Annotated in this window: 21 protein-coding genes; 9 read left to right on the top strand and 12 right to left on the bottom strand. The window is 61.0% G+C overall.

The genetic code is table 11. The features are described from left to right. The first annotated feature begins 31 nt into the window (after window positions 1-31). Complete coding sequence (locus AC0ZZU_RS00695) at window positions 32-1,003, top strand: CobW family GTP-binding protein (protein ID WP_476338297.1); 972 nt, start codon at window positions 32-34, stop codon at window positions 1,001-1,003. On the opposite strand, the gene AC0ZZU_RS00700 is transcribed toward AC0ZZU_RS00695, so the two are convergent. After that, window positions 1,004-1,396, bottom strand: a complete 393-nt coding sequence (locus tag AC0ZZU_RS00700) for a DUF3301 domain-containing protein (protein WP_476338299.1) — start codon at window positions 1,394-1,396, stop codon at window positions 1,004-1,006. It lies immediately after the preceding gene. A gap of 98 nt (window positions 1,397-1,494) precedes the next feature. After that, the gene (locus AC0ZZU_RS00705) at window positions 1,495-1,980 is read right to left on the bottom strand and encodes an acyl-CoA thioesterase (protein ID WP_476338300.1); all 486 of its coding nucleotides are present in this window, start codon (window positions 1,978-1,980) and stop codon (window positions 1,495-1,497) included. 323 nt (window positions 1,981-2,303) lie between these two features. On the opposite strand from AC0ZZU_RS00705, the gene AC0ZZU_RS00710 reads away from it, so the two are divergent. Next, window positions 2,304-4,064 carry a cation:proton antiporter gene (locus AC0ZZU_RS00710; RefSeq protein ID WP_476338302.1) on the top strand — a complete coding sequence of 587 codons (1,761 nt, stop codon included), beginning with the start codon at window positions 2,304-2,306 and terminating at the stop codon, window positions 4,062-4,064. A 77-nt stretch (window positions 4,065-4,141) separates the two neighbouring features. Here the strand turns inward: AC0ZZU_RS00710 and AC0ZZU_RS00715 are convergent, their stop codons facing one another. The 4 genes from AC0ZZU_RS00715 to AC0ZZU_RS00730 all read right to left on the bottom strand — a co-directional run bounded on the left by AC0ZZU_RS00715 (window position 4,142) and on the right by AC0ZZU_RS00730 (window position 8,304). After that, window positions 4,142-4,549 (bottom strand): SMI1/KNR4 family protein, encoded by a 408-nt coding sequence (locus AC0ZZU_RS00715; RefSeq protein ID WP_158460963.1) that lies wholly within the window; start codon window positions 4,547-4,549, stop codon window positions 4,142-4,144. A gap of 113 nt (window positions 4,550-4,662) precedes the next feature. Then, on the bottom strand, window positions 4,663-5,511 hold the full coding sequence (locus tag AC0ZZU_RS00720) for a Tim44 domain-containing protein (protein WP_476338304.1): 849 nt from the start codon (window positions 5,509-5,511) through the stop codon (window positions 4,663-4,665). A gap of 166 nt (window positions 5,512-5,677) precedes the next feature. Next, complete coding sequence (gene uvrD / locus AC0ZZU_RS00725) at window positions 5,678-7,861, bottom strand: DNA helicase II (RefSeq protein WP_476338305.1); 2,184 nt, start codon at window positions 7,859-7,861, stop codon at window positions 5,678-5,680. 119 nt (window positions 7,862-7,980) lie between these two features. Continuing rightward, window positions 7,981-8,304, bottom strand: coding sequence for a hypothetical protein (locus AC0ZZU_RS00730; RefSeq protein ID WP_476338306.1), 324 nt, complete (start codon window positions 8,302-8,304; stop codon window positions 7,981-7,983). Window positions 8,305-8,587: 283 nt separating this feature from the next. On the opposite strand from AC0ZZU_RS00730, the gene hexR reads away from it, so the two are divergent. Then, a complete protein-coding gene (gene hexR / locus AC0ZZU_RS00735) occupies window positions 8,588-9,454 on the top strand; it encodes a transcriptional regulator HexR (RefSeq protein WP_476338308.1) in 867 nt (288 codons plus the stop codon). A 107-nt stretch (window positions 9,455-9,561) separates the two neighbouring features. Continuing rightward, complete coding sequence (locus AC0ZZU_RS00740) at window positions 9,562-9,780, top strand: PA3496 family putative envelope integrity protein (RefSeq protein ID WP_476338309.1); 219 nt, start codon at window positions 9,562-9,564, stop codon at window positions 9,778-9,780. Here the strand turns inward: AC0ZZU_RS00740 and AC0ZZU_RS00745 are convergent. Next, entirely contained in the window at window positions 9,722-10,684 is a 963-nt protein-coding gene (locus tag AC0ZZU_RS00745; protein ID WP_476338310.1) for a LysR family transcriptional regulator, read from the bottom strand. The genes AC0ZZU_RS00740 and AC0ZZU_RS00745 overlap by 59 nt on opposite strands. Before the next feature lie 189 nt (window positions 10,685-10,873). Between AC0ZZU_RS00745 and AC0ZZU_RS00750 the strand changes: the two genes are divergently transcribed. Next, entirely contained in the window at window positions 10,874-12,289 is a 1,416-nt protein-coding gene (locus AC0ZZU_RS00750) for an acetyl-CoA carboxylase biotin carboxylase subunit (protein ID WP_476338312.1), read from the top strand. A 10-nt stretch (window positions 12,290-12,299) separates the two neighbouring features. Next, window positions 12,300-14,108 carry a sodium-extruding oxaloacetate decarboxylase subunit alpha gene (gene oadA / locus AC0ZZU_RS00755; RefSeq protein ID WP_476338313.1) on the top strand — a complete coding sequence of 603 codons (1,809 nt, stop codon included), beginning with the start codon at window positions 12,300-12,302 and terminating at the stop codon, window positions 14,106-14,108. A gap of 54 nt (window positions 14,109-14,162) precedes the next feature. On the opposite strand, the gene AC0ZZU_RS00760 is transcribed toward oadA, so the two are convergent. The 3 genes from AC0ZZU_RS00760 to AC0ZZU_RS00770 are packed head-to-tail and all read right to left on the bottom strand — an operon-like array spanning window position 14,163 to window position 15,937. Then, window positions 14,163-14,834, bottom strand: coding sequence for a GNAT family N-acetyltransferase (locus AC0ZZU_RS00760; RefSeq protein ID WP_476338315.1), 672 nt, complete (start codon window positions 14,832-14,834; stop codon window positions 14,163-14,165). Between the two features lie 14 nt (window positions 14,835-14,848). Further along, on the bottom strand, window positions 14,849-15,295 hold the full coding sequence (locus AC0ZZU_RS00765; protein ID WP_476338317.1) for an N-acetyltransferase family protein: 447 nt from the start codon (window positions 15,293-15,295) through the stop codon (window positions 14,849-14,851). A gap of 12 nt (window positions 15,296-15,307) precedes the next feature. After that, window positions 15,308-15,937 (bottom strand): FMN-binding negative transcriptional regulator, encoded by a 630-nt coding sequence (locus AC0ZZU_RS00770; protein WP_476339090.1) that lies wholly within the window; start codon window positions 15,935-15,937, stop codon window positions 15,308-15,310. 107 nt (window positions 15,938-16,044) lie between these two features. On the opposite strand from AC0ZZU_RS00770, the gene pdxR reads away from it, so the two are divergent. After that, window positions 16,045-17,559, top strand: coding sequence for a MocR-like pyridoxine biosynthesis transcription factor PdxR (pdxR, locus tag AC0ZZU_RS00775; protein ID WP_476338318.1), 1,515 nt, complete (start codon window positions 16,045-16,047; stop codon window positions 17,557-17,559). Between the two features lie 301 nt (window positions 17,560-17,860). On the opposite strand, the gene AC0ZZU_RS00780 is transcribed toward pdxR, so the two are convergent. Together AC0ZZU_RS00780 and aspA are read right to left on the bottom strand one after the other, a co-directional pair. Continuing rightward, the gene (locus AC0ZZU_RS00780) at window positions 17,861-19,252 is read right to left on the bottom strand and encodes an alanine/glycine:cation symporter family protein (RefSeq protein WP_476338320.1); all 1,392 of its coding nucleotides are present in this window, start codon (window positions 19,250-19,252) and stop codon (window positions 17,861-17,863) included. A gap of 289 nt (window positions 19,253-19,541) precedes the next feature. Continuing rightward, window positions 19,542-20,966, bottom strand: coding sequence for an aspartate ammonia-lyase (gene aspA, locus AC0ZZU_RS00785; RefSeq protein WP_158464758.1), 1,425 nt, complete (start codon window positions 20,964-20,966; stop codon window positions 19,542-19,544). Window positions 20,967-21,145: 179 nt separating this feature from the next. Between aspA and AC0ZZU_RS00790 the strand changes: the two genes are divergently transcribed. Both AC0ZZU_RS00790 and purE read left to right on the top strand, forming a co-directional pair. After that, on the top strand, window positions 21,146-22,084 hold the full coding sequence (locus AC0ZZU_RS00790; RefSeq protein WP_476338322.1) for a LysR substrate-binding domain-containing protein: 939 nt from the start codon (window positions 21,146-21,148) through the stop codon (window positions 22,082-22,084). Window positions 22,085-22,255: 171 nt separating this feature from the next. Beyond that, complete coding sequence (gene purE / locus AC0ZZU_RS00795; RefSeq protein ID WP_158464759.1) at window positions 22,256-22,747, top strand: 5-(carboxyamino)imidazole ribonucleotide mutase; 492 nt, start codon at window positions 22,256-22,258, stop codon at window positions 22,745-22,747. Window positions 22,748-22,752 lie beyond the last annotated feature (5 nt).

Raw genomic sequence — 22,752 nt, forward strand, 5'->3', positions numbered from 1 at the left:
ATAGTTAAACAAATCCCGAAGAATCCCCCTTATGCTGAAGCACATCCCGACTCATGTCATCGCCGGACCGCTCGGCGCGGGCAAGACCAGCCTCATCCGGCAATTGCTGGCGCAACGGCCTGAGGGCGAGCGCTGGGCAGTCCTGGTCAACGAGTTTGGGCAGATTGGCCTTGATGCGGCATTGCTGAGCCGCGATGCCGATGGCATTACCATCAGCGAGGTGGCTGGGGGGTGCCTGTGCTGCGTCAATGGCGTTCCGTTTCAAGTCGGACTAGGCCGATTGTTGCGCAAGGCCCGGCCGGACCGATTGTTGATCGAGCCCTCTGGTCTGGGGCATCCCGCTGAGTTGATCAGCCAGCTGGGGCAGTCGCCCTGGACGGATGTTCTCGACCTGCAGCCCTTGGTGATGGTGCTCGATGCCATGGCATTGGCAGCTGGCAGATCGCTCTCCGAGGCTCAGCGGCAGGCACTGGAACTCGCGGAACTGATAGTTATCAACAAATCGTCATCTGTTGATAAGTCTCAACGCGCGTTGATAAGTCGGCCACTACCTGAGGTTGCCAGTCTGTGGACAAATGATGGCTATCTGAATGTGGATAATTTGCCTCGCAATAAATATCAACAGACTGTTTTATCCACTGTTGATAAGTTGCCATGGTCCAGCGAAACGGGAGCTAAAGGAAGCCTGTGGATAAATCCCCAGATTCCAATGTGTGTTTTCCACCTCGGTGACGGTGGCTGGAGCATTGGGTGGCGATGGTACCCGTCCCAGCGTTTCAAATCCGCATCTGTGGATAACTTTTTGAAGCGTTGGAAGTGGCGGCGCGCAAAAATGGTTATCCACAGTACGGAGGGCTGGCGATCCCTCAATGCTCTGGATGGCCAGGCATCGAGCTGGCAATCCAGTGAGTGGCGGAAAGACTCGCGAATCGAGCTGATCTTCGACCAGCCCCAGGCGCCAGAGGCCTTGCAACAGGCCCTGCAAGGCTGTCTCGCCGACTGATCAGTGGCGCCAGCGGTTATGTTCCTGGCGCCACTGGTTCATTTCGATGACGTTATCGGTCCGTGGCGGCGTCTTGATCTCGAACGGGTAGGGCGCCAGCTCTATCTGCATCGTGTGAGCGCCGAACTGAGTGACGGTGCCCGGATGGCGTTGCTCGCCAGTCACGGTGAACTCGAACCCATAGATTCGGGCCAGGCGCTTGCGGCCATTGGCATCGCGGACAAGGCCGATGCGCTTGAGCGCCACGTTGCCATCGAGCAGCTCGAGTTCAAGCTTGGCGCAGTGCTGCTTGACCCTCTCCAACGCTTTTTCACGCAGCCCGTGGCTATGCCACAGCCAGGCACCCACTGTCGCCAGCACCATCAGCACGGAGAGATTCTCGAGGGTCAACATTTGCGTATGCTCCAACCAGGTCGATCCAGCTTAACTGCGTTGTCGGCCTGTCGTACAGGCCGCATTTGACCAGATGTCATGGGGCAGCGGCTGGCTTTCTAGAGTGTGTCGGTCTTGAGGTCCCGGTAACGCTTTTCCAGTTCCTGGCGAATCAGACGGCGTTGCTTGCCTTGCACGAAACGGCGCTTTTCCTCGCTGGTTTCGGGCTGACGCGGCGGTACTGGAACCGGCTTGCGGTTGTCGTCCACGGCGACCATGGTGAAGAAGCAGCTGTTGGAATGGCGCACCGAGCGCTCGCGGATGTTCTCGGTGACCACCTTGATGCCAACCTCCATCGAGGTGGTACCGGTGTAGTTGACCGATGCCAGAAACGTCACCAGCTCGCCGACATGCACCGGTTCGCGGAAGATCACCTGGTCGACCGACAGGGTCACTACATAGGTGCCGGCATAGCGGCTTGCACAAGCGTAGGCGACCTCGTCGAGGTATTTCAGCAAGGTGCCCCCGTGTACGTTTCCAGAAAAGTTGGCCATGTCCGGGGTCATCAGGACGGTCATCGACAACTGGGCGTTTCCAGGTTCCATAGTGTGCTCACGGTAGGGTTGCGCGGGTATGGGGCTGGCATCTGCGGACACTTCTATTCCCCTTGTTGATGCTTGCATCCAGAAACGGGACGCCGACCGACGCACTGTCGTCACTTGCATCGCGCCATTGCCTGAGACGGAACCGGCCGATCTGTTTCTGCATATTGCACCGGACATATGTAACAGGACGCGATGTTAACCTGAGTACGCCCACGTAGCAGGGCATTTACTACATTCAAAACAGTATGTACTCGCTGGCAGCCGGGGGTCTGGCTTACAGAGGAGCGGTCTGTCCCGTGCATTGAGACAAGGAGTACCACGCCGTGCATGCCATCAGCTTTATCCAGGACCTGGCAGTGATCATGCTGGTCGCCGGGGTGGTCACAATCCTCTTTCACCGTTTCAAGCAACCGGTGGTGCTCGGGTACATCGTGGCCGGCTTCATCATAGGCCCGCACACCCCACCGTTTGGCCTGATCCATGACGAAGACACGATCAAGACCCTTGCCGAGCTCGGGGTGATCTTCCTGATGTTCTGCCTGGGGCTCGAGTTCAGCCTGCGCAAGTTGTTCAAGGTGGGAGCCACGGCGTTTATCGCGGCATTCCTGGAAATCATCCTGATGATCTGGATTGGTTTCGAGATCGGCCGCTGGTTCGAATGGAGCACCATGGACTCGCTGTTTCTCGGCGCGATCCTGGCGATCTCCTCGACCACCATCATCGTCAAGGCGCTCAACGACCTGAAGATGAAGAACGAACGTTTTGCCCAGCTCATTTTCGGCGTGCTGATTGTCGAAGACATCCTGGGTATCGGCATCATTGCCCTGCTGTCGGGTATTGCCGTCAGCGGCACGGTCAGCTCCGGCGAAGTCTTTTCCACAGTCGGCAAGCTGTCGCTGTTCATGATCGTGGCGCTGGTCATCGGTATCTTGCTGGTTCCCAGGCTTCTCGCCTACGTGGCGAAGTTCGAGAGCAACGAAATGCTCCTGATCACCGTGCTGGGCTTGTGCTTTGGCTTCTGCCTGCTGGTGGTCAAGCTGGAGTACAGCATGGTGCTGGGTGCCTTCCTGATCGGCGCGATCATGGCCGAATCTCGGCAGTTGCTGAAGATCGAGAGCCTGATCGAGCCGGTTCGCGACCTGTTCAGCGCCATCTTCTTCGTTGCCATTGGCTTGATGATCGACCCGCAGGTATTGGTCGACTACGCCTGGCCGATCGTGGTGATAACGTTGGCGGTGGTCCTGGGCAAGGTGCTTTCCTGCGGTCTGGGGGCGTTTATCGCGGGCAATGACGGACGCACTTCGCTGCGGGTCGGTATGGGACTTTCGCAGATTGGCGAGTTCTCGTTCATCATCGCGGCGTTGGGGATGACGCTGCAGGTAACCAGCGACTTTCTTTACCCTGTGGCGGTGGCGGTGTCGGCGATCACCACCTTGCTCACGCCTTATCTGATCCGAGCGGCAGATCCGCTTTCGATCAAGCTTGGCCGGGCCATGCCGGGGCGGCTGTCCCGAGTGCTCTCGCTGTACGGGGAGTGGTTGCGCAGTATCCAGCCGCACGGTGAAGGGGCCATGCTGGCATCCATGATCCGGCGTATTCTGCTGCAGGTCGGGGTCAACCTGGCTCTGGTAGTCGCTATTTTCTTCAGTGGTGGCTATTTCGCCGAGCGACTCGGCACGTATCTGAGCGAATGGGTGACCGATATCAGCCTGCAGAAGGCGCTGATCTGGGGTGCTGCGCTGCTGCTGTCGCTGCCTTTCCTGATCGCTGCGTACCGCAAGCTCAAGGCGTTGTCCATGTTGCTGGCCGAGATGGGGGTGAAGCCGGAGATGGCCGGGCGCCACACGCAGCGTGTGCGCAGGGTGATCGCCGAAGTGATCCCTTTGCTGTCGCTACTGGTGATTTTCCTGCTGTTGTCCGCGCTGTCCGCAAGCATCTTGCCGACCAACGAGCTGCTGCTGGTGATCGCGGTCGTGGCGGCGGGCGTGGTGGCGCTGCTGTGGCGCTGGTTCATCCGCGTGCACACGCGCATGCAGATCGCGCTGCTGGAAACGCTTGAAAACAATCGGGACCAGACTCACTGAGGGACGCTGTGCATCGAGTAGCCAGGCTCGCGGAGCCTGGCTACTCTGATGTTCATCAACCGGCCTGGATCAGGCTGTCAGCTTTCCAGCCACACATCCCGCACCCAGTGCCATACCGATTCCCAGCTTTCCTCGGTGACGATTTCTTCTTCGCCCGACCACAGCACCACGGTGCCGTCTTCTTCCACGCAGTAGTAATCGTCGCCGTCCTGGCAGATCGGGATCAGGTCCCGAGGCACACCGGCATCCCAGGCGTTGGCTGCCACGTCGGGCAGGTGCGTATGGGCCTGGGGGTCGGTTACCGTTACCGGCTCCAGGCTGCCATAGACCACGTCGCTGACGGTCAGCAGGTATTCCTTGAAGACGAACGGAATATTGATGAACAGCTGCTCTTCGATTTCCACCAGCTGATCTTCGTCTGGAAGCTCAAGGGGAACCGGCACGGGTTCATTGGCTTCACGCAGTTGTTCGATCACTTCTTCCACGGTTCACGTCCTCTCTACCTAGATCACACGGGGCGGGTTATACCCTAGTAGCCCAGTCTGCTAAAAGCAAAAACCCCAGGCAGGCCCGGGGTTTTTTGTGCAACGCCTCAGGATCAGCCGTTCTGGCGGATACCTGCAAGCATCCAGGGCTGGTTTTCGCCTTGTGCACGTTCCATGTTCCAGCTTTCGCTGAATGGCTCGCCCTGGTCGAAGCGCGAAGTCTTCGACACACCATGGAAGGTCAGGGTAGCGAGCGTCTTTTCGGCACGGTCGTCGACGCCGTCCAGTTGTACCTGGAGGTTGTCGATATAGGTGGACTGGAAGCCGTCGCCCAGCTCGGCGCGCTCACGCTTGAGGAAATCAAGCATCTGCGGGGTAACGAACTCGGAGATCTTGTCCATCTCGTTGGCATCCCAGTGCTGCTGCAGCGACTGGAAGTGGTTGCGCGCGGCTGCCAGGAAGTTCTGCTCGTTGAACCAGGCCGGGGCATTGATCACCGGGGCAGCGGCAGGTGCGGCGGAGCCTCCGAAGATCGACGGCTGGGCCTGTGGGGCATGGGCTTCACGCTGGAACGGCGCGTGACCGGCAGCGGCCATCTTCGGCTGTTGCTGGCGACGGCGCGCGGCAATGAAGCGGAACACCAGGAAGGCGATCAGCGCCATGATCAGGATGTCGAAGATCTGCATGCCTTCGAAACCGTCGCCCATGAACATGGAGGCGAGCAGACCACCCGCGGCGATGCCTGCCAGTGGGCCCAGCCAGCGCGAAGCACCGCTGGCGGCAGCGGGGGCACGGCCAGGAGCAGTTGGAGCAGCGGCAGGAGAAGCCGGTGCAGCCTGGCGAGTCTGATGGGTCGGCGCGGCGCCCGAGCTCTTGCCGCCGCCGAAGCGCTTGGCGTTGGCGTCGATGCTCAGCGTCAAGCCGATGCACAGCGCCATGGCGATGCTAAGAAAACGTTGCATAGAAGGGTATTCCCGTTTTGTGGATTGCACGCGCGTCATGGTGCACAGGTTGTATGACACATGACCAGCAACATAATGTTTCCAGCTTTTGCCTGGATAGTGCTGGAGATGCTGAGGGCCTTTCCGCAATGGGTGTAGGAAAGACCCTGAAACCTAGTATGAAAAGTCAGATGGCTTCGAGCTTGGCGTAACCCAGCATCAGCCACTTGCTGCCCTCATCGAAATTGACCTGCACCCGTGCCTGGGGACCTGAGCCTTCGAAGTTGAGAATCACGCCCTCGCCAAACACCGAATGCGAGACACGCTGGCCCAGGTTGAATGCCGTCTGTGGAATGTTGGCATTGGCGAACAGGCTGCTGGCTTTCGTCTGGGTATTGCTGAAGGGGCGGCTGACGCTGTTGGACAGGCGCACTTCCTGCACCAGTCCAGGCGGAATCTCACGTACGAAGCGCGACACCTTGTTATAAGTCTCGCTACCGTATAAACGGCGCGTCTCGGCATAGGTCATCACCAGCTGGCGCATGGCCCGGGTAATGCCTACATAGGCCAGCCGGCGTTCTTCCTCGAGACGCCCCGGCTCTTCGAGGCTCATCTTGTGTGGGAACAGGCCTTCTTCCATGCCCACCAGGAACACATAGGGGAATTCCAGGCCCTTGGCGCTGTGGAGGGTCATCAGCTGGATGCTGTCTTCATGCTCGTCGGCCTGAGTGTCACCGGCTTCGAGCGAGGCATGGCCAAGGAAGGCGGAAAGCGGCGTCAAATCGGCGTCTTCCTCGGTGGTCTCGAAGTTGCGCGCGGCGCTGACCAGTTCCTCAAGGTTTTCTACCCGCGCCTGGCCCTTTTCACCTTTTTCTTCCTGGTGATAGACAATCAGGCCCGATTGCTCGATGACCGTCTGGGTCATCAGGTGCAAGGGCATGTCCTTGACCTTGGCCGAGAGATTATCGATCAGCTCGATAAAGGCGCCCAGCGCGCTGGCGGCGCGGCCCTTGAGGGCTTTGTTGGCCAGCAGCTGACACATGGACTCCCACATGGAGAGGCGGCCGTGACGAGCATGTTCGCGAAGGGCCTCGACGGTCTTCTCGCCAATGCCGCGCGGCGGCACATTGATCACACGCTCCAGGGCGGCGTCGTTGCCACGGCCTTCGAGCAAACGCAGGTAAGCCATGGCGTTCTTGATCTCGGCCCGCTCGAAGAAGCGCTGGCCGCCATAGATGCGGTACGGAACGCGTTCGCGCAGCAGGGCCTCTTCGAGCACCCGCGACTGGGCGTTGGAGCGATACAGGATCGCTATGTCATTGCGGGTGGCGCCGGCCTTGATGACGCTCTCGATGGTTTCCACCACGTAGCGGGCTTCGTCGTGCTCGTTGTAGGCCGCGTACAGGCTCAGTGGCTCGCCATCGCCGACGTCGGTCCACAGCTCCTTGCCCAGACGCCCGCTGTTGTTGGCAATCAGGGCGTTGGCAGCCTTGAGGATACCGGCGGTAGAGCGGTAGTTCTGCTCCAGGCGGATCAGCTCGGCGTCAGGGAAGTCTGCCGTGTACTGGTGAATGTTCTCGATCTTGGCGCCGCGCCAGCCGTAGATGGACTGGTCGTCGTCGCCCACGGCCATCAGGCTGTCGCCCCCGGCGGCAAGCAGGCGCAGCCAGGCGTATTGCACGGCGTTGGTGTCCTGGAACTCATCGACCAGCAGATGGCGGAAGCGCCGCTGATAGTGCCTGAGCAGGTCAGGCTGGTCTCGCCACAGGTCCAGCGCACGCAGCAGCAGCTCGGAAAAGTCGATGACCCCGGCGCGTTGGCACGCGTCCTCGTAGGCCTCGTAGACGCTGCGCATGGTGCCCAGGAACAGGTCGCCGTTGACCTGGATATGTTTGGGGCGCAGGCCCTCGTCCTTCTGCCCATTGATGAACCACTGGGCCTGGCGGGCCGGCCAGCGCTGCTCGTCAAGGCCCAGCTCGCGCATGACCCGCTTGACCAGGCGCTGCTGGTCGTCGCTGTCGAGGATCTGGAAGTTCTGGCTCAGGCCGGCTTCCTGCCAGTGCGCCCGCAGCAGGCGGTGGGCCAGGCCGTGGAAGGTGCCGACCCACATGCCCGCTGGGTTGATGCCCAGCAGTTGCTCGATCCGGTGGCGCATCTCGGCCGCCGCCTTGTTGGTGAAGGTCACCGACAGGATCGAATGGGGCGAGGCATGCTCGACCTGGATCAACCAGGCGATACGGTGCACCAGCACCCGGGTTTTACCGGAGCCGGCACCAGCCAGTACCAACTGACGCCCGACCTTGGCAGCTACTGCCTGGCGTTGGGCATCGTTGAGGGAGTTAAGGAGTAAGGAGAGGTCATCATCGCGCATCTCGCCATTCTATGGCGGGGGGCAGGGCAGGGGCAAACATCCCTCGGGAAAATCTTGCAGTGCAGGCAGGCCGCTCATCGGCTTGCCTGGCGTCGCGCCAGGCAAGTCACAAGGCGGTTTCAGTGGGTGGTCTGGATATCGGTGATCCGAACCAGGACCTTGCCGTCATGGATGACCGTTACCCAGGGGATGTTGCCGTGGTTTCCCTGGAGTTCGAGCACCACTTCCTTCTCAGTCACGACCTGCAGGAAAAAGCCTTCCTTCGTTTCCAGATTCAGGTCGACGTTCAGTGCTGCAGACTTGTCCTGGATCTTGCTCAGCGCAAGTACCGGTACGATACCTGGATGCGCGACCATCACGGTCCCGCGAAGGCGGAAAGTGCCGCCTTCAGGGCCCGGCATCAGATCATTTTGCGCGGTCCAGTTCTTGGTTTCGATGATCATGGTTCTGTTCCTTGAATGATGGGATGGAAACCGATGTTGCACTCCCATCTTCGGCGCGCCGGGATTGCCCTGGCAGTCAGAAAGCTTTCAGCTAGGCTGCGGGCTTCCCCGGCGCGCTCACAAGCGGCCCGCTCAGTGTCCGATAGGCCAGGACCATGACCCCCACGGCAGTGCGGTCAAACCACCCTGTTCCTGGATCGTTTAGCTGGGCGGGTTGTCGGTCATGTAGTATAACTACAAGAAAGCTACAACCCGGCCAGTCGAACATAACCGAGTCCAGCACGTGAATCTGTTGCAACACATCACCCAATCGCGCCACCTGCTGCGCAAATCGGAACTCAAAGTCGCCGATCACGTGCTGTTGGACCCGGCTGCGGTCATGCACAGTTCAATGGCTGATCTTGCCCATAACGTGGGTATCAGCGAGCCCACCATCGTGCGCTTCTGCCGTGCCATCGGCTGTACCGGGTTTCAGGATCTGAAGCTCAAGCTGGCCCAGAGCCTGGCCGCTGGCGCCAGCTTTGGCCAGTTCGCGATCCACGAGGACGACTCGGTCGCCGACTACAGCCTGAAGATCTTCGACACCACGTTGCACACTCTGATGGAGGTGCGTGAGCAGCTCGATGCCGCCGCCCTGCAACGGGCGGTGACTGCCATGGCCCAGGCGCAGCGCGTGGAGTTCTATGGTTTCGGCGCGTCGGGCGCGGTCGCGGCCGACGCCCAGCACAAGTTTTTCCGCCTTCTGCTCACTGCGGCGGCCTACTCGGATCCGCACATGCAGGCCATGTCGGCGGTCACTTTGAAACCGGGCGATGTCGCGGTCTGTATTTCCCAGTCGGGCCGATCCAAGGATCTGCTGATCACTGCGAACCTGGTGCGTGAAAGCGGCGCTACGCTGATCACTCTCTGCCCAAGCCAGACTCCATTGGCGGAGCTCTCGAGCGTCAACCTGGCGATAGATGTGCACGAAGACACCGAGATCTATACCCCACTGACCTCGCGTATTGCCCACCTGGTCGTGATCGACGTGCTGGCGATGGGCGTGGCCATGGCCCGTGGCCCGAGCCTGGTCAACCACCTGAAGAGCGTCAAGCGCAGCTTGCGCAGCCTGCGGCTGTCGCCCAAGTCGATCAAGGCGATGGACGACTGACCTGTCACGTAGCGCTTATATTTCACGGATTTGTCACCGGGTTTGCACCAAACCGTAAAATCCCCGCGCCAGTCTGAAGCTCCCGCACTCGACCAGGGAGACAGGCAATGGCTCGTGAATTCGATGGCTCGTACCAACCCGGCGCCAAGGCGCGCAAGCAACAGGAAAAAGACCAGCGCCGCATGGAATATCGCCGCGCGATAGAAACTTACTGCGAGCAACGCCAGCTGCTGCGAGAGCTGGCGGATTATTCGGAGTTCCGGGACTTCACGGTGTGGCAGGTATCGGCGGCAACGTCCCCGAAAAGCGCTCGACCAGCGCACTGATCCTTGCTCGTTCGTTACGAATGAAAGCCAGAAACGCCAAGGCCACCGGCGACTGCCGCTTGGCCTTGGACTGCACAACGCACCAGCTCCGGTACAACGGCAGCTCCTCGACCGGCAGTTCGCGCAGCATGCCGGTCGCCAGCTCCAGGTTGAGTGCATGGCGAGTAAGCAGTGCGATCCCCAGCCCTGCGATCACGCACTCGCGCTGTGCATCGGCCGAGGCCACCTCCAGCGTCTGGGTGAAATGCACGCGCTTGTCCTTGAAGTACTCCTCGCATGCCTTGCGCGTCCCCGAGCCTTGTTCCCGGATCAGCAGGGTATGAGGCTCCAGGTCTTGCAGGCGCAGGCGTTCGAGCTTGCACAGCGGATGATCGGGGGGCGCCACAGCAACTATGGGGTTATTGAGAAAGGGCAGGAATTCCAGGCCCATGTCCTGGGGCACCATGGACATGATGATCAGGTCGTCACGGTTGTCCGAAAGCCTGCGAATCGCCTGGGCACGGTTCACTACGGTAAGGGTGAGATTGACCTCAGGGTGAAGCTGCTTGAAGGCGGCGAACAGGTGTGGCACGAAGTACTTGGCGCTGGATTCGACCGCCAGTTTTAGCTGACCCTGCAGTGATCCCTGCATGTCCGACAACTGCATGTCGAGGTTCTCGAGCCGGCCGAAGATATCCCGGCTGGCTCGCTGCAGCGCTTCCGCGGCCTCGGTGAGGTACAGTTTCTTGCCGACATATTCGAAAAGGGGCTGCCCAACCAGCTCTTCGAGCTGGCGGATCTGTAGACTTACGGCCGGTTGTGTCAGCGACATCTCCTCCGCCGCACGGCTGTAAGAGCGTAAATCACACACCTCATTGAAGATCTGCAATTGACGCAATGTCATACGCATCAATGACTTACGCATTTTCCTCACTCTCCAGCAAAACTTTGTAACACCAGTATAAGTTTTTGCTTATGCAGCCTCTAACAAATATTGATTTTTGTTTATCCATCTTCAGCGCTAGGGTGAATATGCGACTGGCCAGCGACGTCTGGTCCCGCGCCGACCGGTGTTGCCGGCTCGTGTGTTCCATCGGCTTTGGGAAGAATCCAAGTGATAAAAAAAATCCTGATCGCCAACCGGGGTGAAATTGCAGTTCGGATCGTGCGCGCTTGCGCCGAAATGGGCATTCGCTCTGTTGCGATCTTTTCCGACGCCGACCGTCATGCCTTGCACGTCAAGCGTGCCGATGAGGCATACAGCATCGGGGCGGAGCCGCTGGCCGGCTACCTCAACCCGCGCAAGCTGGTGAACCTCGCGGTGGAGACGGGTTGCGATGCACTGCATCCGGGGTATGGCTTCTTGTCGGAAAACGCTGAACTGGCGGACATCTGTGTAGAGCGCGGGATCAAGTTCATCGGCCCGGCCGCCGAAGTCATTCGCCGCATGGGCGACAAGACCGAAGCGCGCCGCAGCATGATCAAGGCCGGTGTACCGGTGACCCCAGGCACCGAAGGCAACGTTGCCGACATCCACGAAGCCCTTCAAGAGGGGGAGCGCATCGGTTATCCGGTGATGCTCAAGGCTACCTCGGGCGGCGGTGGGCGCGGTATTCGCCGCTGCAACAGTGCCGAAGAGCTGGAGCAGGCCTTCCCACGGGTCATTTCCGAGGCCACCAAGGCCTTTGGCTCGGCCGAAGTGTTTCTCGAAAAATGCATCGTCAATCCCAAGCACATCGAAGCGCAGATCCTCGGTGACAGCTTTGGCAACGTGGTGCACCTGTTCGAGCGTGACTGCTCGATCCAGCGGCGTAACCAGAAGCTCATCGAGATTGCCCCGAGCCCCCAGCTGACCCCCGAACAGCGCGCCTACATCGGCGACCTGTCGGTGCGCGCGGCCAAGGCAGTCGGGTACGAAAACGCCGGTACCGTGGAGTTCCTGCTCGCTGATGGCGAGGTGTACTTCATGGAGATGAATACCCGTGTGCAGGTGGAACACACCATCACCGAGGAAATCACCGGCATCGATATTGTCCGCGAGCAGATCCGTATTGCCTCGGGCCTGGCGCTGTCGATCAAGCAGGAAGATATCCAGCACCGCGGCTACGCCCTGCAGTTTCGTATCAATGCCGAGGACCCGAAGAACAACTTCCTGCCAAGCTTCGGCAAGATCACCCGCTACTACGCACCCGGCGGCCCCGGGGTGCGTACCGATACCGCGATCTATACCGGCTACACCATTCCACCGTACTACGATTCGATGTGCCTGAAACTGGTGGTCTGGGCACTGACCTGGGAAGAAGCCATGGACCGCGGCCTGCGGGCCCTGGACGACATGCGTGTGCAGGGGGTGAAGACCACCGCTGCCTATTACCAGGAAATCCTGCGCAACCCGGAATTCCGTAGCGGCCAGTTCAATACCAGCTTTGTCGAAAGCCATCCCGAACTGACCAACTACTCGATCAAGCGCAAACCCGAAGAGCTGGCCCTGGCCATCGCCGCCGCCATCGCCGCCCACGCAGGCCTGTGAGGAACCCATAATGTCCAAGAAAATTTTCGTAACCGACACAATCCTGCGCGACGCCCACCAGTCCCTGCTGGCCACCCGCATGCGTACCGAAGACATGCTGCCGATCTGCGACAAGCTCGACAAGGTCGGCTACTGGTCGCTTGAATGCTGGGGGGGCGCGACCTTCGACGCCTGCTTGCGCTTCCTCAAGGAAGACCCGTGGGAGCGCCTGCGCAAGCTGCGCGCGGCCTTGCCCAACACCCGCCTGCAGATGCTCCTGCGCGGCCAGAACCTGCTCGGCTACCGCCACTACAGCGACGACGTGGTCAGGGCATTCGTAGCCAAGGCAGCGGTCAACGGCATTGACGTTTTCCGTATCTTCGACGCCATGAACGACGTGCGTAACCTGCGCGTGGCCATCGAAGCGGTCAAGGCCTCCGGCAAGCATGCCCAGGGCACCATCGCCTATACCACCAGCCCCGTGCACACCATCGACGCTTTTGTCGCCCAGGCCAAGCAGATGGAAGCCATGGGTTGCGACTCGCTGGCGATCAAGGACATGGCTGGCCTGTTGACCCCTTACGCCACCGGCGAACTGGTCAAGGCCCTGAAGGCCGAGCAGTCGCTGCCGGTATTCATCCACTCGCATGACACTGCTGGCCTGGCCGCGATGTGCCAGCTCAAGGCAGTCGAGAACGGCGCCGATCATATCGACACCGCCATTTCCAGCTTCGCCTGGGGCACCAGCCATCCGGGTACCGAGTCGATGGTCGCCGCGCTCAAGGGCAGCGAGTTCGACACCGGCCTGGACCTGGAGCTGCTGCAGGAAATCGGCCTGTACTTCTACGCAGTGCGTAAGAAGTATCACCAGTTCGAAAGCGAATTCACCTCCGTTGACACTCGCGTGCAGGTCAACCAGGTGCCGGGCGGGATGATTTCCAACCTCGCCAACCAGCTCAAGGAGCAGGGCGCGCTCAACCGCATGGGCGAAGTGCTCGCGGAGATTCCACGGGTGCGCGAAGACCTCGGTTTCCCGCCGCTGGTGACCCCCACCTCGCAGATCGTTGGCACCCAGGCGTTCTTCAACGTGCTGGCCGGCGAGCGCTACAAGACCATCACCAACGAAGTGAAGCTGTACCTGCAAGGCGGTTACGGCAAGGCGCCAGGCGTGATCAACGAGAAACTCCGCCGCCAGGCCATCGGCAGCGAAGAGTTGATCGACGTACGCCCGGCCGATCTTCTCAAGCCAGAGATGAGCAAGCTGCGCGGCGACATCGGCGAGCTGGCCCGTAGCGAAGAAGACGTGTTGACCTACGCCATGTTCCCGGACATCGGGCGCAAGTTCTTCGAAGAACGTGAAGCCGGCACCCTGGTCCCCGAAGTGCTGCTGCCGATTCCCGAGGCTGGCGCCGTGGCGTCGGCCGGTGGCGAAGGTGTACCGACCGAGTTCGTCATCGATGTGCACGGCGAAACCTACCGCGTCGACATCACCGGTGTCGGCGTCAAGGCCGAGGGCAAGCGTCATTTCTACCTGTCGATCGACGGCATGCCTGAGGAAGTGGTGTTCGAGCCGCTCAACGAGTTTGTCAGCGGCGGCAGCAGCAAGCGCAAGCAAGCCAGCGCGCCGGGGCACGTCAGCACCACCATGCCAGGCAATATTGTCGATGTGCTGGTCAAGGAGGGCGACACGGTCAAGGTCGGCCAGGCGGTGTTGATCACCGAAGCGATGAAGATGGAGACCGAGGTCCAGGCGGCCATTGCCGGCAAGGTCACTGCCATCCACGTGGCCAAGGGTGACCGAGTCAACCCAGGCGAGATCCTGATCGAGATCGAGGGCTGATCGAAGATCTCACCTGGAAATGTTTTACCTCTGGGGAGCGAATGCTCCCCTTTTTCATGGCTTGCGGCAACTTTCCAGAGACTTCAGCTGGCCCCCGGCAGCCTGGTTCTCCGGGCTCAGCCATGCTTCAAACCGTGCCGCGATTGCTGGCCACTCATCATCGGTAATCGAGTACCACGCGGTGTCGCGGTTACGGTCCTTGATGACCATGTGCTTGCGGAACACCCCTTCAAGAGTGAACCCACACCGCTCGGCCGTACGCTTTGAGCGGGCATTCTCGTTGTTGCACTTCCATTCCAGGCGCCGGTTGCCCAGCTCGAAGGCCAGCTTGCCGAGCAGGTAGATGGCTTCGGTCCCCTTGGGGGTGCGCTGCATGGCAGCGCCGAAGGTGACATGACCGATCTCGATCCGGCCTTGTTCCGGTACGATCGACATCAGGCTGAGTATGCCTTGGGCCTTGCCGCTCGCCAGGTCGATGACGCTGAAAAAAAGCGGATCACGGCTGGCAGCGTTGCTATCGATCCAGTCGCCGAAACCTTCCCGCTCGGTGAAGGGCCCATAGGCCAGGTACTTCCACAGCGCGGGGTCGGCATCCTCGCCCTGGAACACCTCCCACAACGCATCGATGTCGCGCCGCGGGTCGAGCTTTTCGAGACGGATGAAACGGCCGGCGAGGGTCTGTGGCTGAGGCACCTTCGCGGGTTTCCACTGTAACGCATCATTCATGATTGGCTCCTGGCTCAGATAGCTTTGCGAAACTGGATGAAGCCTGGGCGTTCGGCCACCTGTTCATAGAGTCCGATCGCCGTGGCATTGGTCTCGTGGGTCAGCCAATGCACCTTGGTGCACCCGAGGTCCTTGGCCTGCGCATAGACATGTTCGATCAGCTGACGGCCGATCCCCAGGCCCCGCGCCTGGCTGTCGACATAGAGATCTTGCAGATAGCAGGAGTTCTCGATGCTCCAGTTGGAACGATGATAGATCCAGTTGACCATGCCCACCGCCTTGCCATCGACCCAGGCCAGAGCAGAGTGGGTCGGTTCCGTGGGATCGAGCAGGCGTTGCCAGGTGCTGGCGCTGACTTCGTCCGCCAGGCGGGTTTCATAAAAGCGCAGGTAGGCTTGCCACAGCGGCAGCCAGGCAGCGTGGTCGTTGATATTGACCGGGCGGAGAGTGACTTCTGGCATTGGGTGGTTCCTTCACAGCGGGCGCATATGCGCCGAAAGTTGGTTGTCCAGTGGATCGGCGCTGGCGGCCAGCCCAGCGCGCACGCCTCCGATGTCGGCCGCAGAACGGTTCTGGCTGAGCTTGCGCGCGCCCTGCAGACGTTCGATGGGCAACCGCACGCCGACGATGGCGCGCAGCATTCCTTCAATGTAGTCGGTGGGCGCATCGCTGACCTGCCATGGATCGGGGCGGCCTTGCTCGTGGCGGTCGGTCAGGCGGTGGACGATATCCAGCAGGCGCGGGCCCTCCTGGATGACCTCGGCGTGGCCATAGGCGTGCACCGCCAGGTAGTTCCAGGTAGGCACTGTGCGTGGGTCCTGGGCTTTGCTGGGGTAATAGGCGGGGCTGACATAGGCGTCCGGGCCGGGAAACACCAGCAAGGTCTCGCCACCGCCTCCCAGTTCCAGCCACTGTCGATTGGCGCGGGCCAGATGAGCGTAGACCGTGCCATTGGGACCCTCATCGGGAACCAGCAGGACCGGTATATGGCTTGCCAGCAAGCCTTGCCCGCCATGGGTTACCAGTACGGCAAGTCGGGTCTGCAGCATCTGCTGGTGCAGGCTTTCGAGGTTGTTCTCTTTATGGGCCTTGGCGTTGTACATGAGCGTGTCCTTGTCGAATCGCTCCATGCTAGGCACGCTATTGGTTCTGGGTAAGATCCATTTACCGCTAATTTCATAGATCCAATGTCGTGACTGAGGCTTCCATCATGCTGCCGTTCGATCCTGCGGGTATCGTGCTGGACCGTCGCCGTGGCTTGAGCAACCAGCTGTATCAAGCTCTCCGCTTGCGGATTCTGGATGGGCGGCTGAGCAGTGGTACCCGTCTGCCTGCCACGCGCGACCTGGCGGCCATCCTGGGGTTGTCTCGCAATGGTGTGGTTCGCGCTTACGAGCAATTGTATGCAGAAGGCTTTGTCGCGAGCCGGGTAGGGGATGGCACCTATGTGAGCCAGCTGCCAAAACTATCCACACAACTGTCCACAGGGTTATACCCTGGGTTATCAACAAGTTTATCCACAATTTCTTCAGGCAATACTGAGGATTTATCCAGCTCAGTGGCATTCTGTGAGCCACTCGAGCGTCTGAAAAATCACCATTTGCCGTCACCTAAATCAGGTAGTCCCCGGGCATTCCGGGTGGGTGTACCTGCCTTCGATCTGTTTCCCTTTTCGATATGGGCCAGGCTACAGGCGGCTTACTGGCGAAATCCGGATCCTGCGCAGTTGGGTTATGGGGACCCGGCAGGGGAGCGGCTGCTGCGCGAGTTGATCGCCACGTACATGCGGCGATCTCGTGGCCTGTCATGTACCGCTGAACAAATTGTGATCACCAGTGGCGCACAGCAGGCCATCAGCCTTTGTGCACAGATGCTGCTGGTGCCCGGGGACCGGGTGGCGGTGGAGAATCCCGGCTATCGCGCTGCGGGCAATGCATTCGCAATGACAGGTGCGCACGTAAACGGTGTGCCTGTGGATAACGAAGGGTTGGACTGTGAGCGGTTGGCTGAACTGGGCGGGTGCCGGCTGGCGTATGTCACCCCGGCTCACCAGTACCCGACCGGGATAACCATGAGCCTGGGCCGGCGCCTGGCGCTGCTGGCCTGGGCCGAGCGCAACGATGGCTGGATCATCGAGGACGACTACGACGGCGAATATCGCTATACAGGCGCACCACTGGCGCCACTGGCCGCGCTCGATCGGCAGGGGCGAGTGATCTATGTCGGCACCTTTGGAAAAATCGCCTTCCCAGCGTTACGCCTCGGCTATCTGGTCCTGCCGCCGCAGTTGGCACAGCCTTTCTCCCAGGCACGGGCGTTGGCGGTCAGGCATTCAGAAGTCAGTACCCAAGTGGTGATGGCGCAGTTCATGGCCCAGGGGCATTTCCAGCGGCATATTCGCCGCATGCGCCGTGCGGCCTTGGCGCGGCGTGATGTGCTGAAGGCGGGATGGCCTACGCATATTACTGGGGTTGGGCCGATGCCGGCGGTAGACGCTGGACTGCACGTGAAAGTGGATGTGGATAACTTCAGCCGCGAAAAGGAGCTTGTGGCGAAGGCCGAAGCCGCAGGCGTGGAGATCAACCCGCTGAGCAGCTACTGGCTGGACAGCCCCGAGGCCCCTGTGGATAAGCGCGCCGGTCTGGTCCTCGGCTTTGCTGCGGTACCTGAGCGCGATATAGCCGAAGCTCTCCTGCGGCTGCGTAAAGCCTGGAACAAGGTGTAGAAAAATCCTCTATTGATTGACGAATTTTCCATGTTGTCAGAGGTGCCCTTCAGGCTTAACTTTCTGAAATTGGCAGATTTTAGGAGCAGCCTTGTGCCGGGACGCCGGGACGCCGGGACGCCGGGACGCCGGGACGCCGGGCCGCCGGGACGCCGGGCCGCGCGAACCGGGCCCGCGGGCGCCGTAAAACTTGCCAATTTAGTGTGTCAGGCACTCCGCGGGGGCAGGTTATACGGCCCCTAGGGCGCCGCTTCGCGCGGTCCGGCGTCCCGGCACGAGGCCGCTCCTACACAGGCCGCGCTTACCGCTCCGGCCAGGCGCGCTTGTCGAGGTCCAGGTCGCGGAACTGGGCCGCATCGAACACCGGCACCTTGATCCCGGCGGCACGCTGGTTGTCGTAGTCTCGCAGCACGCGCATGGCGATGCCGAACAGCAGCGCCAGGGCGATCAGGTTGACGAACGCCAGCATGGTCATCGTGATGTCGGCGAAGGCGAATACCGTGCCCAGGTCTTCCACAGCACCCCAGCAGATCAACACCAGCACCAGGGCGCGGAAACCGATCAGCGCCATGCGGTTTTCACCAATCATGAACCGCAGGTTGCTCTCGCCAAGGTAGTAGTTGTAGAGAATCGAGGTGAACACGAACAGCGCCAGGGCGACGCTGATGAAGATCCGGCCCCAGTCACCCACTACCGCCGCCAGGGAATTCTGGGTCAGGGCGATGCCGTCCCCTTCGAAGCCTGGAGTGTAGAAGCCCGACAGCAGGATCAGCAGCGCCGTGCAGGTGCAGATGATGAACGTGTCGAGGAACACGCTGAACGCCTGGATCACACCCTGGGCCACCGGATGCTCGACCTGGGCCACCGCCGCGACGTTGGGCGCGCTGCCAAGGCCGGCTTCGTTCGCGAATACACCGCGCTTCACGCCCATGACGATGGCAGCACCGATAAGGCCGCCAAACGCCTGGTCAAGACCGAAGGCGCTCCTGACGATGGTCATGAGCATGGCCGGCACCTGGTCGAACTGCAGCACGATGACGTACAGGGTGACGGCGATGTACGCCAGCGTCTTGATCGGTACCAGCAGGTCGGCCACTGCGGCGATGCGCTTGATGCCGCCAACGAAGACCAGCCCCAGCAGGACAGCCAGGCCAATGCCGGTATAGGCGGTGGGCAGGCCGAAGGCGTCGTTAAGCGAATGAGTGACGGCATGAGCCTGCAACCCGTTGAAGGCGAGGCCGAAGGTCACCAGCAGCAGGAACGCCATGACCAGGCCCAGCCAGCGCTTGCCCAGGCCATGCTGGATGTAGAACGACGGACCGCCGCGATACTGGCCATCACTGTCGCAGCGCTTGTAGAGCTGGCCGAGCGTGCATTCGAAGAAGCTGCTGGACATGCCGACGAGTGCCGTGACCCACATCCAGAAGACAGCCCCTGGCCCGCCGAGGGTCACGGCGATGCCCACCCCGGCGATGTTACCTGCGCCAACCCGGCCGGCCAGGCTCAGCATCAGCGCCTGGAACGAGCTCACCTGGTCGCTGCTGCTGCGCAGACTCTCACGAAAAACCGAGAACATGTGGGTGAAATGACGCAGTTGTACGAAACGCGAGCGGATCGTGAAATAGCTGCCCAAACCGACAATCAGCACGATCAGTACCTTGCCCGAGAGGAAGTCGTTGATGACTTCAAGCATGGAGTTTTCCTCGCTTTAACCGCTGGCGAACGGCGTTGTTCGCCGCTTGAGTGCATAGAAGTGTGCGTCTGGCCCGGTATGCATGCGCCTGGCGCAGGTCTCCCCAGGCGAGAGGGCGGGCACTATACGCACCAAAGATGCGCAAGTCTGTAGGGATTGACCGATTCAGCACGGGTTGCAGGTATGAAGTCGCCTGGAAATAAAAAAAGGCCCGAAACTTTCGCTTCGGGCCTCAAAGGGTCGAGAGGTGTCTAGTCCCTCAAACCTGGTGAGCGTTCACAACAGTCGGTTACGCCTTCAGCGGAACCAGACGTGGAGCAATCATGTTTTCCGGACGCAGGATGTCATTGAGCATCGCTTCGTCCAGCAGGCCTTCCTCGCGTACCAGTTCCAGCACACCGCGGCCGCTTTCGAGCGCGATTCGGGCGATACGGGTAGCGTTTTCGTAGCCGATGTACGGGTTCAGGGCGGTGACCAGGCCGATCGAGTGCTCGACCAGTTCACGGCAGCGCTGTTCGTTGGCAGTGATGCCGACGATGCAGTGCTCGCGCAGCATGTCCATGGCGCGTTGCAGCAGGCGGATCGAGTCGAAGATCTTGTAGGCGATCAGCGGCTCCATGACGTTCAGCTGCAGTTGGCCGCCTTCGGCTGCGAAAGTCAGGGCAATGTCGTTGCCGATGATGGCGAAGGCCACCTGGTTGACGGCCTCCGGGATCACCGGGTTGACCTTGCCTGGCATGATCGAGCTGCCCGGCTGGCGTGCTGGCAGGTTGATTTCGTTGATGCCGGTGCGCGGGCCGCTCGACAGCAGGCGCAGGTCGTTGCAGATCTTCGACAGCTTGACCGCGGTGCGCTTGAGCATGCCGGAGAACAGCACGAAGGCGCCCATGTCGGAGGTGGCTTCGATCAGGTCGGCAGCCGGGACCAGCGGTTGGCCGCTGATCAGTGCCAGGCGCTGGACGGCCAGCATCTGGTAGCCAGGGTCGGCGTTGATGCCGGTTCCGATGGCGGTGCCGCCCAGGTTGATTTCGGTCAGCAGCTCAGGCGCCAGGGTGCGCAGGCGGTTCAGGTCTTCGGTCATGGTAGTGGCGAAGGCGCGGAATTCCTGACCCAAAGTCATTGGCACGGCGTCCTGCAGCTGGGTACGGCCCATCTTCAGTACGTGGTCGAACTCCTGGCCCTTGGCAGCGAAGGCCTGGATCAGGCTGTCGAGGCTGGCCAGCAAGGCGTCGTGACCGAGCAGCAGACCCAGGCGGATCGCCGTCGGGTAGGCGTCGTTGGTCGACTGCGCCATGTTCACGTCATTGTTCGGATGCAGGTACTGGTATTCGCCCTTCTGGTGGCCCATGGCCTCCAGCGCGATGTTGGCGATGACTTCGTTGGCGTTCATGTTGGTGGAAGTACCAGCACCGCCCTGGATCATGTCGACCACGAACTGCTCGTGGTAGTCACCGCGGATCAGACGGGCACAGGCCTCGCTGATGGCAGCGTGCTTGGCATCGCTCAGGTGACCCAGCTCCCGGTTGGCGTCAGCAGCCGCCTGCTTGACCATGGCAAGCGCCACGACCAGCTTGGGGTAGTGCGACAGCGGCACACCGGAGAGGTGGAAGTTGTTGGCAGCGCGCAGAGTCTGGATGCCGAAGTAGGCATCGGCAGGGACTTCAAGGGTACCAAGCAGGTCTTTTTCGACGCGGAACGATGCAACGGAGGACATGACGGATATCATCTCGGTTTTGGCCCGGCACATGCCGGAATGCCGCCAATGCTAGGCCTGGGCCGTTTTTGCGGCCAATGCTGTTAGTCGCTAACCTATGCGCAAACGGCATAATGATTAATGTGACGCCAACTGATATTCGTGCGTGTTCCATTTTGGTGCATTCCTGGAGAAGTGCAGTGAACCTCGAGAGCAAATGGCTGGAAGATTTCAGCGCCCTGGCCGCTACCCGCAGTTTTTCCAAGGCGGCCGAGCGGCGTTTCGTGACCCAGCCGGCTTTCAGCCGCCGGATACGCAGCCTCGAAGCAGCGTTGGGGCTGACGTTGGTGAATCGTTCCCGCACTCCGGTCGAGCTGACCGAGGCAGGGCAGCTGTTTCTGGTCACGGCCCGTACCGTTGTCGACCAGTTGGGCGAAGTTCTACGGCATCTTCATCATCTTGAAGGCGGGCAGGGCGAGGTGATCCAGGTCGCCGCTGCGCACTCATTGGCGCTGGGTTTTTTCCCCCGCTGGGTGGCGCAGTTGCGCAACGACGGCATGAATCTGGCGACCCGCCTGGTAGCAACCAACGTCGGTGATGCCGTGCACGCCCTTCGCGAAGGTGGCTGCGACCTGATGCTGGCTTTCTATGACCCGGACGCTGCGCTGCAGATGGACTCGGAGATCTTTCCCTCGCTGCACATGGGCCACACCGAGATGGTGCCGGTGTGTGCAGCCGATGCCGAAGGCCGTCCGTTGTTCGACCTGGAGGGCGAGGGCAGCGTGCCACTGTTGGCCTACAGTGCCGGAGCCTTCCTCGGCCGCTCGGTCAACTTGCTGCTTCGCCAGCGCAATCTGCGCTACACCACTGTCTATGAGACCGCCATGGCCGACAGCCTCAAGAGCATGGCGCTCGAAGGCCTGGGCATCGCCTGGGTGCCGCGCCTGTCGCTGCGGGGCGAGCTCGAGCGGGGGGAGCTGGTGATCTGCGGTCAGGGCCAGTGGCACGTGCCGCTGGAGATTCGCCTGTACCGTTGCGCTCTGGTACGCAAGGCGAACGTGCGGTTGCTCTGGCGCAAGCTCGAAGGCAACGCTGCCGGCACGCCTGACCTGAAAGTCAGCCAAAGCCCCGAAAAATAAGGCCTGACAGTTGGTCGCCGGGGTGCCTTAAATGCACTTCGTTACGTTATACTGCGCGGCCTTCGGTCGGCTCGCCCGACCTCGAATTAGCATAACAAGCCACGCCGGTCATCCCGCGTGGCTTGTTGTTTTTTGACGCGCCTGCGGGCGCACAAGCGAAGAGGCTCGACGATGAGTGCACTGGTTGGCGTGATCATGGGCTCCAAGTCCGATTGGTCCACCCTTAGCCACACCGCCGATATGCTGGAAAAGCTCGGCATTCCCTACGAGGTGAAGGTGGTTTCCGCCCACCGTACCCCGGACCTGCTGTTCCAGTACGCCGAAGAGGCCGAAGCGCGTGGCATCGAGGTGATCATTGCCGGTGCCGGTGGCGCTGCCCACCTGCCAGGCATGTGCGCCGCCAAGACTCACCTGCCGGTGCTGGGCGTGCCGGTGCAGTCGTCGATGCTGTCGGGCGTCGACTCGCTGCTGTCGATCGTGCAGATGCCCGCCGGCGTGCCGGTTGCCACGCTTGCCATCGGCCGTGCAGGTGCGATCAACGCCGCGCTGCTTTCGGCGAGCATCCTGGGTGCCAAGTACCCCGAGTATCACGCGGCGCTCAAGCAGTTCCGCACCGAGCAGACCGATACTGTTCTGGACAATCCAGATCCGCGTCAGGCTTGAGGTCA

It is taken from the genome of Pseudomonas sp. JE3303, from assembly GCF_056312565.1.